Genomic DNA, 12,414 nt, shown 5'->3' with positions numbered 1-12,414 from the left:
GGCGGCTACTCGGGGTGGGTGAGGTCGACGGGGCGTACGCCGAAGTGGGTGAGGAGCGCGTCGCAGGAACGGCAGGGGGGCGCGTAGCTGCCGTGCAGGGGGTCGCCGTCCTCGCGGATGCGGCGGGCCGTGATGCGGGAGTGCTTCAGCGAACGGCGGGCCTCGCTCGCCGTCAACGGCTTGCGGGAGGCGCGCCTGCTGCGGGCGCCCTCGACGGTGGTGAGGTGGCGGGAGAGCAGGATCGCCTCCGGACATCGCCCGGTGAAGCGTTCCCGCTGGCCGCTGGTGAGGGTGTCGAGGAAGTCCTGGACCAGCGGGTGCAGGGTCGGCGGCCGGTCGGCCTTGCCGGCGGTGCCGGTCAGGGTCTCGCCGCGGACCGACAGGGCGGCGGCGACCGTGGGCAGGATGCCGTCGCGCCGGAAGCGCAGGACCGGCGGGGTGCGCGGGTCGCCCGCCCCGCTCCAGCGCAGGCGGGGATCGCCGGCGGCGGCCTCCGCGGCGCCGGCCTCCGCGCGGTCGCCGCGGGTCTCGGCCGCGGTCGCTGCCGCTGTGTGTGGTGTCGCGCCGTGTGGTGTCGCCGTGTGCATGCTCTCTTCCCTCCCGTGGCGGCGGTGGTGTCCGGTGTCGCGCACGCCCCCGTGCTGCGGGACAGCCTGTCAAATGTCGGCTGCCGTGTGGAAGCGGGGTCGAATATTCGTATCAATTCGGATGTTCCCGCCCTGTCCGCGTGTACCGGTGTCGGGGGCGGAGGAGGGTCTTGCCGGACCACATAGGCTGTGGTGAACCAGGCTGTGGTGAACCAGCCAGATCCAGCAGGGGGCTACCGCCATGACGACAGGTCGGCTCGGGCAGCAGGCCGCGCCACCCAACGCCGCTTACTCGGGGCAGGTCGTGCACTTCCCGGACCCGGTCCGGGCCGCCCGCCATCCCCACGGCGTGCGGATGGACGCGAACGGCCATCCCGACTTCTCCCGGTACGCGCGCGCGGCCGTGGAGATCGCGGAGCCCCCGGAGGGCTTCGGCGTCGACGAGCTGCGCCTGACGGACTGCGTCACCGCGAACGCGGCGATGCGGGCCGGCGGGCACCCGCTGTGGGACACGGTCGGGGCGGTGGCGACCCCGCACGGCTGGACCTGGCACCACGTGGCCGGCACGCGCCGGATGGAACTGGTGCCCGTCGAGGTCAAGGCGCTGCTGCGGCACCACGCCGGACTGGTGACGGCCCCGGTCGACCACGACAAGCGCGGGACGCGGCCCCTCCAGGAGGCGCGCCCGGTCCACCTGGGACTGCCGAAGACGGTGGTCTCGGTGACGGAGACGCAGCTCCAGGGGGTGGAGGAGGACCTCGGCTACCGACTGCCCGAGGCCTACCGCGCCTTCCTGAAGGCGGCCGGCGGCTGCGCGCCGGTGGGCGCGGGGCTCCTCGTCGAGCTGGGCCTGCTCGTGGACCAGCCGTTCTTCACGGTGCGCGAGGAGGCGGCGGTCAACGACCTCGTCTACATCAACAAGTGTCTGCGGGACCACCTGACGAAGGACTACCTGTCCGTGGCCTTCGTCCAGGGCGGGCTGCTCGCGGTGAAGGTCAGGGGCGAGGGCGTCGGCTCCGTCTGGTTCTCCCCGTACGACGACGCGCGCGACCGGGACGGCTGGTCGGTGCAGGACCGGGTGGAGCGGCTCTTGCTGCCGTGCGGTGCCGATTTCGATGCCTTCCTGGAGCGCTTGGCGGGCAACCCGCCGGAGCTGGAGACGGTGGCCGGTCTGATGGTGGACGGCGGATTCGCGCGATCGGTTCCGGTCGTGGTGGAGGGTTGATCGCGCTGTGGTGACTTTCGCGCAGGCGCAGGAGCGCGCCGAGGAATGGATCAACGGGGACGTGCCCGCGTACCAGCACCGTGAGGTGCGCGTACGGGAGTTCGGACTCGGTTTCGTGCTGTGGGCGGAGGACCGCGCGGCCGGTCCCGTCTCCGGTGGCGGCCGGCAGCGGCTCGTCATCGCGCGGGACAGCGGTGAGGTCACGCTGTGGCCCGGGCTGCCCGTGGGCGAGGTGATCCGCCGTTACGAGGAGGAGTACGGGGCGTCCCCCGCCGCCGCGGAGGCCTCGGTCCCGCCGCCGCGGATCGACTCCGAGCAGACCTCCTTCATGCTGAGCCCGCCGGAGTGGCTCCAGGAGGCGGCCGACCGCGCCGGCATCCCGGGCCGGCCCGCGTCCGCGACGCCCCCGGCCGCCGGGGCGCCGTCCGCCGCGCCCTCGGCCGCGCCTTCCGCCGCGCCCGAGCCGATGCCGCTGCGCCGCGAGCCGGAGCCGGCGAACGACGGGGTGCCGGTCGGGTCCACGCCGTGGGCCGGGACCGACGTCAACCCCGGCGGGGACGACGGTGCCTCCGTACCGCTGCCCGCCACCGTGTTCGCGCCGCCGCTCTCGGGCTCCGACCTGGACGACCGCCCCTCGGCGCCGTCCGGGGTGGGCGCCGAGGCGAAGACCACGCTGATGGAGGGCGGCAGCCAACTGCCGCGCACCGCCGTCCACCCGGCGCTCGCCCCGTCGTCCGGGGCGGCGGAGATCGCCGAGGCGCCGACGAGCCGGGCCCGGGTGTCGCGTCCCGCCGGTCCGGGCGCGGATCCGGGTACGGGTGCGCCGGCCGGCCCCGGGGTCCCGGGCGCGCCCGGCGTCCCCGGTGCGCCGACGCCTGCGGGTGCTCCCGGCGGCGCCGGCGGGGCGGCGCAGCACGCCGCCACGATGCTCGCCGGTCCCGGTGCGGTGCCGCCGCCCGCTCCGCCCGGCCCTCCCGGTGCTCCCGTGGCGCCGCCCGCGCCCGCGCCCGGCGCTCCCGGCGGTGGCCTCGACCACGCCGCGACGATGTTGGCCGGTCCCGCCGTGGTGGGCCCTCCCGGCCCGCCCGGTGCCCCCGGCGCTCCCGGTGCTCCGGGTGGTGGCGCGCCGCAGCACGCCGCGACGATGCTGGCCGGCCCGGGTGCGGTGCCGCCGCCCGCTCCGCCCGCTCCGCCCGCTCCGCCCGCTCCGCCCGGCCCGCCCGGTGCTCCCGCGACGTCCCCCGCGCCCGGTGCCGCCGGCGGCGGTCTCGACCATGCCGCGACGATGTTGGCCGGTCCCGCCGTGGTGGGCCCTCCCGGCCCGCCCGGTGCCCCCGGCGCTCCCGGTGCTCCGGGTGGTGGCGCGCCCCAGCACGCCGCCACGATGCTGGCCGGCCCGGGTGGGCAGCAGCCTCCGGCTCCGCCCGGTCCGCCGGGCGCGGCGCCGGCGCCGCCGCGCGGTGGTCCCGCGCAGCCCCCGGCGCCCTCCGGCGTGCCCACCGTCGGCCCCGGCTACCAGGCCGTGCTCCGCTACCGCGCCCCCGACGGCTCCGAGCAGCAGCTGATCCGCCGCTCGGCGCCCGGCACGCCGCACCCGGAGTGGCAGATCCTGTACGAGCTGCGCGCGATGAACGTGCCGCCGCAGCAGGTGCTGGAGCTGCACACCGAGCTGGCCTCCTGCGAGCTGCCGGGCGGCTACTGCGCCCGGATGATCCGGGAGACGTGGCCGCAGGTGCGGATCACGAGCGTGGCCCCGTACGGGACCGACCACGCGGGACGTCAGCAGGGCATGCGGCACCTGCTCACCCATCAGGGTGAGCTGCACCAGGTGGCGGACGGACCGGCGCGCCCCGCGCCGGTGCGGGCGCCGCTGCCCCAGGTCCCGCTCCAGCCGGCGATCCCGATGGACGCCATCGCGCAGGAGCTGGCCGGCGCCTTCGGGCCGCAGGGGGTGTTCCGGTTCGACCAGCGGGCGGTGTCCCGCCAGGGCGTACCGGAGATCGTGGCGCAGACGCTGATGTGGGCCGGCCTGCCGGTCGACTTCGGGCCGTTCTTCTGGGCGCAGGCCGTCCCCGGGCAGCCGGTGCCGACCCTGGCCGAACTGGCCGCGCAGCGGGGGGTGCAGCCGGCCTCCGACGCGGGCTCGTACCTGGTCGTCGGCAGCGACTTCGGCAAGGCGCTGTGCGTGCAGTACGGCACCGCGCACATCGTGGCGGTGCCGGTCGAGGCCGGGCCCGGCGGGACGCCCGTGGCGCCGCAGTTCGTCAATTCGAGCCTGCCGCAGTTCGCGCGCTCGCTGGCGATGCTGGGTCACATGTGGCGGCTGCGACAGCACTTGACGCCGGAGCAGGCCGGCCGGTGGACCGTCGATTTCCAGGCGAATCTGGCGGGCCTCGACAGCGCGGCGCTGGCCTCCCCCGAGAGCTGGTGGTCGGTGCTGCTGGAGCAGATGTGGGACGGACTGCTCTGATCAGGTGATCGGATCATTGGCCGGGCCGGTGCCCCCGAACGGGGTCGCGGCCCGGCCATTCCGGCTTCGGGGAGCAAATGACGCATCCTTGACGGGAATCCCCGCGAGAGAGGCGCTTCCAGGATGAGTGCACCCATGTCACCTCACGGACCTCAGGGTTTCTCGACCGTACGCGGTCGCGGTTACCGGATGGAGGACGTCGACCGGTACCTCGCACGGCTGGCCGGCAGCCGCGACGAGGCCTGGGAACGCGTGGCACGGCTGACGGTCCTGGCCAAGCAGCTGGAGGCGGAGGCGGACCGGCTGCGGGAGGCCGTGGCCGCGCTGGCCCCCCAGACCTACGACGAGCTGAGCGAACGGGCCCGGCGGATCCTGGCGTTGGCCCAGGAGGAGGCCGAGGTGCTGCGCGCGGACGCGCGGGCCGACGCCGTCGAGGCGGCGGGCGCGGCCGAGGCGTACGCGGACCGGGTGGCGGAGTCGGCGCGCCACGACGGGGAGGCCGTGCGCGAGCAGACCGAGGTGCGGGCCCGGCAGGGCCTGCTGCGGGCGCAGCGGGAGGCGGACGAGGCGCGGGCCGAGGCCCGCTCCGACGCGGCCGGTTGGCGCTCGGAGGCCCAGGCGGGCCTCGTCGAGACGCGGCGGCGCGCGGAGGCGTTGCTGGCGGAGCGGGAGCAGGAGCACACGGAGCGGTGGGACGCCGCCGAACGCGAGGCGGCGGCGCGCGAGGCCGAGCAGGAGGCCCGGCAGGCCGAACTGGAACGGTACGCGCAGGCCCGGTTGTCGGAGGCCCGGCGCGGCTTCGCGGAGGCCGAGGAGTCGGCGCGGCACGGCCAGGAGGACGCGGAGGCGCGGGCCGCCGAACTCCTCGCGCAGGCACGGGTGCGCGAGGAGCGCACGGGCCGGGAGACGGACCGGATCCTGCGCGAGCACGAGGAGGCGCAGGAGGAGATGCGGGCGCACATGAACCACGTCCGCTCCAGCCTGGCGGCGTTGACGGGCCGGGCGCCGGCGGAGGGCTGACCGGGGCGGCTGTCACCGGCGGATCCTAGGATCGCGGCATGAGCACCGCGTTGAGCCTGTACCTGCTGGAGACGGAGCGGACCCGGGCGTGGGTCGGGTCGGGGGACCAGGGGTTCCTGCGCGCGATCCGCGCCGAGTTCGCGGCGGAGATCGCCGATGACGACGACTGGTTCGCCGACGCGATAGCCGCCGGCGCCCCGACCGCCGCACAGGCGCTGGAGGCGGTGGTCAACGGGGGGCCGTACGAGGCGGAACACGCCTTCCAGTACGGCTACGCCTACCGGCGGATCTGCGCGATGGGCGGCCCCTTCCTCGACAACTCCTCCTTCAGCCCCTACCGCGGCGACTGGCTGTCGATGGTGGACGAGGGGCTGCGCGCCGTGAACGTCACCGCCGTCCGCGTGGCGGCCTTCGACTCCTGCGGGCTGCCGTCGGGTCTGCCGTACACGCACGTCCCGGGCTGCGGCGCGTGGTCGCCCGAGGAGTGCGAGCGGGCGCTGGTGCAGTTCGAGGAGGGTCGGCGCCTCGGCCTGGCCCCCGTGGCGGATCGGGACGTGGCCGAGGCGGTCGAGCAGGTCGTCGGTTGGCTGCGGCGGGTGCCGCGCGGTGCGGGGTACGGGATCGTCGGCTTCCGGTCCTGAGCCGCGCCGCGGGCCCGCGTCCGGGCCGCCGCCGGGGAGGGGGCCGGGGTCACGGCCGGGGGTCGTCGGCCGGTCGGTCGGGTGCGGGCGGGGCGGGAGCCGGTCCGGCCGAAGGGGTCGCGGGTGCGGGGCTCCCGGGCGCGGGCACCGGTACGGACACCGACACGGGCGCGGGCGCGGGCAGGGGCGCGGCGTCGGCCGGGCCCGCGTAGGCGTACGGGTCGCTGCGCAGACCGCGCGAGGTGACGACCACCGTGAACGGGGGGCGGAGCGAGGGCGGCAGCGCGGCGGTCAGGGCGCCGGTCGCGGGGTCGACGTCCGCGACCAGGGGGGTGTCGTCGACGGTGAGGCGGGGTTCGGTGAAACCGCCGCCCTCGACGGTGAGCAGGCCGCCGGCGGCGCCGACGCGGGTGATGACCGGATTGGCGCGGGTGGCCATCTTGTTGACGAGGTAGGCGCCGGCCGGCGCGCCCGTCAGGGCCCAGATCTCGGAGGGCAGTCGGGGCAGCCCGGCGGTCGGGTCCGCGAGGAAGAACAGCACCACGTAGAGCATGGTGACCGCGCTCAGGGCGACGTACTGGAGGTCGACGAGGTCCACGCGCCCGCCGTCGCCCGCGATGAGTTCCCGCAGGGGGCGGCGCCCGTCGGCGGAGGGCTTCGGGGCGGGCTTGGCCATGCTGCCGTGTTCCACCCGCAGGCCCACGACGGCCTTCGCCCCGATCAGGGCCAGGTAAGGGCCGCCGAGCAGCGGCAGGTACACCGAGGTCAGGGGGGACAGGGGGCCGTCGGGGCCCCGGAACCAGGAGACGCCGCCGCCCGCCGTCAGCCCGTGGGCGAGGATCGCGAGGAGCAGCCAGACCAGGATGACGGTCCAGGCGAGCGCGAGGGTGGTGGAGGTCGACAGGCGGCCGTCGCGGCCGGTGACGAACCCCGGGGAGCGGCGCAGGCGCAGGCCGACCGGCAGGGTCAGGGCGGCGAGTAACGCCAGGGCGAAGAGCGTGGCTGTCATGGGGTCCCCCCGGTGCGGTCCGTGGGTAGAGGGTCACCCACCGGCTCCGTGCATGACAAGCATGACAAGCAAGCGTGACGAGCGAGCGCGGCAGGCGTGACGGGCTTCAGCGCTGTTCGGGGAGGACCGGGAAGCGACGCGGGGCGATCAGCAGGAGCGCCAGCAGGGCCGCGAGCGCGGCGGCGGTCGCGCCGAGGAAGATGTGGTCCACCGCGGCGGCCACCGCGTCGCGCAGGTGTCGGGTCGCGGCGGGGGACAGCTCGCCCGGCGCGGCCAGGGCCCGCGACACGTCGTCCAGCGTCGTGGGCAGCCCCGCCCCCGGGGCGCCCGCCAGCCGGGCCGCGACGGTGGCGTTGGCCACGGCGCCGAGCAGCGCGGCCCCCACGCTCTGCCCGACGGTGCGGCAGAACAGCACCGAGGCGGTGGTGGTGCCCCGCTCGGCCCAGCCCACGGTGGACTGCACCCCGACGATGAGCGGCAGTTGGAACAGTCCGAGGGCCGCGCCCAGCAGCAGCATGACCAGCGCGGGCTGCCAGGCCCGTGCGGGGTGGGGCAGCAGGGTGAAGGAGAAGAGGACGACGGCGGCCAGGGACATGCCGAGGACGGCGGTGTCGCGGAAGCCGATGCGCCGGTAGACGTGTTGGCACAGGGCGGCCGAGACGGGCCAGCTCAGGGTCATGAGCGCCATCAGCAGGCCCGCGCCGACGGGTCCGAGGCCGAGCACGGTCTGCGCGTACGTCGGCATGAACACCATCGGGGCGATCATCAGCAGCCCCAGCGCGCCCAGGGCCAGGTTGACGGCGGCGATGGTGCGCCGGCGCCAGACCCAGCCGGGCAGGATCGGCTCCTCGGCCCGACGCTCGACGCGGACGACGACGACGGCCGCGACCGCGCTCGCGGCCAGCAGCCCGAGGGAGGGGGCGGACAGCCAGGGCCAGGCGACCCCGCCCTGCACCAGGGCGAACAGCAGCAGCCCGCCGCAGGCGAACACCCCGAGCGCCCCGGCCCAGTCGACGGGCCCCCGGCGGCCGGGGGAGCGTACGGGCTCCACGAGCCGGCGGGCGGTCAGCCACAGGGCGAGGCCCGCGAGCGGGACGTTGATCAGGAAGGTCCAGCGCCAGCCCGCGTACTGGGCGAGCAGTCCGCCGAGGGCCGGGCCGACGAGGGCGGACGAGGCCCACACGGTGGTCATACGGGCCTGGATGCGGGGGCGGTCCTTCAGCGGGTAGAGGTCGGCGGCCAGGGTCTGCACGGTGCTCTGGAGGGCGCCGCCGCCCAGCCCCTGCACGATCCGGAACGCGATGAGCGCGGCCATGTTCCAGGCGAAGGCGCACAGGATCGAGCCGACGAGGAACAGCGCGGTGCCGAAGAGGAGCACGGGCTTGCGGCCCAGGGTGTCGTTCAGCCTGCCGTAGACGGGGAGGGTGACGGTGACGGCGAGGAGGTAGCCGGAGAAGACCCAGGAGAAGACGGAGAACCCGCCGAGGTCGCCGACGATCTGGGGGACGGCGGTGGAGACGATCGTGCTGTCGAGGGCCACCAGGGCCATGCACAGCATCAGGGCGACGACCACGGCGGTGGGCGGCCGCCCCGGCACGCCGGTGACGCTGCCGGCGGTCGTGGCGCCCGCGGTCGTCGCGCCCGTCGTCGTGGCGCCCGTGGCCGCGTCCGGGCCGGCGGAAACCTTTCCCCCGGCCGCCGCGTCGGGGCCGGTCGCGTCCTCGCCGCAGGCGCGCGCCCCGTGCTCGGCTGTCCCCACCCCTGCCTCCCCCGTCCGAAGGAAACACCATCTCACCGGGGGTGCGCCGGAGGGTATCCCCGACCCCGGACGGTCCGAAGGGTGGACATCCCCTAGGGGTGGGTCAGCATTCCGGCCCAGGGGTCTTTCGTCCCGGCGGAGGAGGCCGAAGGTCCTTTCGCGTCCTTAACTGGTTCCTACGGGCGGGGAGCCGGGGGGTGGGGTTAACCCCCCGGCGGATACGGCGACGGGCACCAGCGCGTCGGCCGGCCCCGCCGCGCAGACTTCGAGGCGGCGACGCGCGCACGCGGGCGGACACGGCCACAGGCACCACGAACAGGGGAGAAGACCGTGACATCGGCGATGACCGAAACCAGGCACGGGGACATCGGCGGCCACGGCGCCGTCGCGGCCCGGGCGCGCAAGGTCGTCAAGGCCTACGGATCCGGCGAGACCCGCGTCGTCGCCCTCGACGAGGTGGACGTCGACATCCACCGGGGGCAGTTCACCGCGATCATGGGTCCCTCGGGCTCCGGCAAGTCCACGCTGATGCACTGCCTGGCCGGACTGGACACCGTGACGAGCGGCCACATCCACCTCGACGACACCGAGATCACCGGCCTGAAGGACAAGAAGCTCACCAGGCTGCGCCGGGACAAGATCGGCTTCATCTTCCAGGCCTTCAACCTGCTGCCGACGCTGAACGCCCTGGAGAACATCACGCTCCCCATGGACATCGCCGGCCGCAAGCCCGATCCGCAGTGGCTCGACCGCGTCGTGGAGACCGTCGGCCTCGCGGGCCGCCTCAAGCACCGGCCCACCGAGCTGTCCGGCGGTCAGCAGCAGCGCGTGGCCGTCGCCCGCGCCCTCGCCGCCCGTCCGGCGATCATCTTCGGCGACGAGCCCACCGGAAACCTCGACTCCCGCGCCGGCGCCGAGGTCCTCGGCTTCCTGCGCCAGTCGGTGGACGCCCTCGGCCAGACCATCGTGATGGTCACCCACGACCCCGTCGCCGCCTCCTACGCGGACCGCGTCATCTTCCTCGCCGACGGCCGCATCGTCGACGAGATGCACGCCCCCACCGCCGACCAGGTCCTCGACCGCATGAAGGACTTCGACGCACGCGGGCGGACCTCGTGACCGTCATGAAGACGGCGCGACGCAACTTCGTCGCGCACAAGGGGCGCATGGCGCTCTCCGCCATAGCCGTCCTGCTGTCCGTCGCCTTCGTCTGCGGCACCCTCGTGTTCACCGACACGATGAACACGACCTTCGACAAGCTGTTCGCGGTCACCAACTCCGACGTCACCGTCAGCCCCAAGCAGTCCGACGTCGGCGAGGAGATCCCCGACACCGGCAGGCCCCCGACCCTCGACGCCGCCGTCGTCGCCAAGGTGGCGGGCGCCGAGGGCGTGAAGTCCGCCGAGGGCGGGGTCGTCTCCACCGCCGTCACGGTCGTCAACGCCAAGAACGAGAACATGGGCTCCACCACCGGCGCCCCCACCCTCGCGGGCAACTGGAACGACAACGAGCTCAAGTCCATGAAGATCACCTCGGGCAAGGCCCCCCGCGGCCCCACCGAGGTGATGATCGACAACGACACGGCGAAGAAGCACCACCTCGCCCTCGGCGACGAACTGCGCACCATCACCTTCAACGGCGACCTCCGCTCGAAGATCAGCGGCATCGCCACCTTCCAGGTGACCAACCCGGGCGCGACCCTCGTCTACTTCGACACCCCCACCGCGCAGACCGGCCTGCTCGGGTCCGCCGGGGCCTTCACCCACGTCAACGTCACCGCCAAGGACGGGGTGAGCGACGAGCGGCTCAAGCAGAACGTCGCGAACGCCCTCGGCGCCGGCTCCCACAAGCTCCAGACCGCCAAGGAGGCGGCCGACGCCAACCGCAAGGACGTCGGCGCCTTCATGGACGTCCTGAAGTACGCGATGCTCGGCTTCGCCGCCATCGCCTTCCTCGTCGGCATCTTCCTGATCTTCAACACCTTCTCGATGCTGGTCGCCCAGCGCACCCGCGAGATCGGCCTGATGCGCGCCATCGGCGCCGACCGCCGCCAGATCAACCGCTCCGTCCTCGTCGAGGCCTTCCTGCTCGGCCTGGTCGGCTCCCTGCTCGGCGTCGCCGCCGGCATCGGCCTGGCCATCGGCCTCATGAAGCTCATGGGCCTGCTGGGCATGGAGATGTCCACCGGCGACCTGACGGTGGTGTGGACGACCCCGGTCGCCGGCCTCGTCCTCGGCATCGTCGTCACCGTCGTCGCCGCGTACGTCCCGGGCCGCCGGGCCGGCAAGGTCTCCCCGATGGCCGCCCTGCGCGACTCCGGCAACCCCGGCGACCGCAAGGCCGGCATGGTCCGCGCCGTCCTCGGCCTCGTCGTCACCGGCATCGGCGGCGCCGGCCTCTACCTCGCGACCGCCGCCGAGAAGGCCGGCGCGGGCTCCCTGTGGCTGGGCGTCGGCGTGCTGTTCACGCTGATCGGCTTCATCATGATCGGCCCGCTGCTCGCCGCCGGCGTCGTCCGCGTCCTCTCCGGGGTCGTCCTGCGGCCCTTCGGCTCCGTCGGCCGGCTCGCCGAGCGCAACGCGCTGCGCAACCCGCGCCGCACCGGCGCCACCGCCGCCGCGCTGATGATCGGACTGGCGCTGGTCGCCTGCCTGTCGGTGGTCGGCTCCTCCATGGTGGCCTCCGCCACCGACGAGCTCGACAAGTCGGTCGGCGCGGACTACATCGTCGCCTCCGAGACCGGTCAGCCCGTCATGCCCCAGGCCGAACAGGCGATGCGCGGCAGCACCCGCCTCGACCACGTCACCGCCTACCGCCAGGTCACGGCCAAGGTCACCGCCCCCGACGGCTCCACCGTCGACGAGCGGCTGAGCGTCACCGACCCCACCTACGCCGAGGACATCCGGCGCAAGACGGTGGCCGGCGAGCACGCGGCGGCGTACGGCACCAACGCCATCTCCGTCGGCTCGCTCTACGCCGACGCCCACCGCGTCAAGCTCGGCGACGAGCTGACGGTGGCCCTCACCGGCGGCAACACCGTCCGGCTGAAGGTGGCCGCGATCACCCTCGACGAGGGCAACCTCGACAAGGGCGCGAAGTACGTCAGCACCGCGCTGGTGCAGGCCAACCTGCCCGCCGACCGGATGCCGCGCCCCTTCATGCTGCTGGCCACCGCCAAGGACGGGCAGGCGGCGAGCGCCTACGAGGACGTCAAGAAGGCCCTCGCCGAGTACCCGCAGTACAAGGTCCGCAACCAGGCCGACTACAAGGAGGCCCTGAAGGACCAGGTCGGCCAGATGCTGAACATCGTCTACGGGCTCCTCGGCCTCGCGATCATCGTCGCGGTGCTCGGTGTCGTGAACACCCTCGCCCTGTCGGTGGTCGAGCGGACCCGGGAGATCGGGCTGATGCGGGCCATCGGCCTCTCGCGCCGCCAGCTGCGCCGCATGATCCGCCTGGAGTCGGTGGTCATCGCCCTCTTCGGCGCCCTCCTGGGCCTCGGCCTCGGCATGGGCTGGGGCGCGACCGCGCAGCAGCTGCTGGCCCTCGAAGGCCTGAAGGTGCTGGAGATCCCGTGGCCGACGATCCTCGGCGTGTTCGCCGGCTCGGCCCTGGTGGGCCTGTTCGCCGCGCTGGTCCCGGCCTTCCGGGCGGGGCGGATGAACGTCCTGAACGCGATCGCGAGCGAGTAGCCGGCGCGGCG

General features: G+C 74.5%; 9 protein-coding genes. 6 read left to right on the top strand and 3 right to left on the bottom strand.

Features of this window, described 5'->3' with window-relative positions:
• Positions 1-5: 5 nt before the first annotated feature.
• Positions 6-587, bottom strand: coding sequence for a YwqJ-related putative deaminase (locus tag AB0D01_RS12300; protein WP_363055055.1), 582 nt, complete (start codon positions 585-587; stop codon positions 6-8).
• Between the two features lie 241 nt (positions 588-828).
• Here AB0D01_RS12300 and AB0D01_RS12295 point away from each other — a divergent pair, with 241 nt between their 5' ends.
• The 4 genes from AB0D01_RS12295 to AB0D01_RS12280 all read left to right on the top strand — a co-directional run bounded on the left by AB0D01_RS12295 (position 829) and on the right by AB0D01_RS12280 (position 5,943).
• On the top strand, positions 829-1,812 hold the full coding sequence (locus AB0D01_RS12295; protein ID WP_363055054.1) for an SMI1/KNR4 family protein: 984 nt from the start codon (positions 829-831) through the stop codon (positions 1,810-1,812).
• A 7-nt stretch (positions 1,813-1,819) separates the two neighbouring features.
• Positions 1,820-4,282 carry an SUKH-4 family immunity protein gene (locus AB0D01_RS12290; RefSeq protein ID WP_363055053.1) on the top strand — a complete coding sequence of 821 codons (2,463 nt, stop codon included), beginning with the start codon at positions 1,820-1,822 and terminating at the stop codon, positions 4,280-4,282.
• A 123-nt stretch (positions 4,283-4,405) separates the two neighbouring features.
• Positions 4,406-5,302: a DivIVA domain-containing protein gene (locus AB0D01_RS12285; protein WP_363055052.1), complete on the top strand. Its 897-nt coding sequence runs from the start codon at positions 4,406-4,408 to the stop codon at positions 5,300-5,302.
• A 38-nt stretch (positions 5,303-5,340) separates the two neighbouring features.
• On the top strand, positions 5,341-5,943 hold the full coding sequence (locus tag AB0D01_RS12280) for a hypothetical protein (protein WP_363055051.1): 603 nt from the start codon (positions 5,341-5,343) through the stop codon (positions 5,941-5,943).
• A 49-nt stretch (positions 5,944-5,992) separates the two neighbouring features.
• Here the strand turns inward: AB0D01_RS12280 and AB0D01_RS12275 are convergent, their stop codons facing one another.
• Both AB0D01_RS12275 and AB0D01_RS12270 read right to left on the bottom strand, forming a co-directional pair.
• Complete coding sequence (locus AB0D01_RS12275) at positions 5,993-6,952, bottom strand: hypothetical protein (protein WP_363055050.1); 960 nt, start codon at positions 6,950-6,952, stop codon at positions 5,993-5,995.
• A 106-nt stretch (positions 6,953-7,058) separates the two neighbouring features.
• Positions 7,059-8,711, bottom strand: coding sequence for an MDR family MFS transporter (locus tag AB0D01_RS12270; protein WP_363055049.1), 1,653 nt, complete (start codon positions 8,709-8,711; stop codon positions 7,059-7,061).
• A 330-nt stretch (positions 8,712-9,041) separates the two neighbouring features.
• On the opposite strand from AB0D01_RS12270, the gene AB0D01_RS12265 reads away from it, so the two are divergent.
• Both AB0D01_RS12265 and AB0D01_RS12260 read left to right on the top strand, forming a co-directional pair.
• Complete coding sequence (locus tag AB0D01_RS12265) at positions 9,042-9,830, top strand: ABC transporter ATP-binding protein (RefSeq protein WP_363055048.1); 789 nt, start codon at positions 9,042-9,044, stop codon at positions 9,828-9,830.
• Positions 9,827-12,403 (top strand): FtsX-like permease family protein, encoded by a 2,577-nt coding sequence (locus tag AB0D01_RS12260; RefSeq protein ID WP_363055047.1) that lies wholly within the window; start codon positions 9,827-9,829, stop codon positions 12,401-12,403. The genes AB0D01_RS12265 and AB0D01_RS12260 overlap by 4 nt, the downstream gene beginning before the upstream one ends.
• The last annotated feature ends 11 nt before the right edge of the window (positions 12,404-12,414 follow it).

This window comes from Streptomyces sp. NPDC048606 (genome assembly GCF_040650855.1).
In the GTDB taxonomy this organism is placed as follows: Bacteria; Actinomycetota; Actinomycetes; order Streptomycetales; family Streptomycetaceae; genus Streptomyces.
Note: the sequence above shows the minus strand (reverse complement) of the source record. Positions and strands in the feature narration are given on the sequence as shown.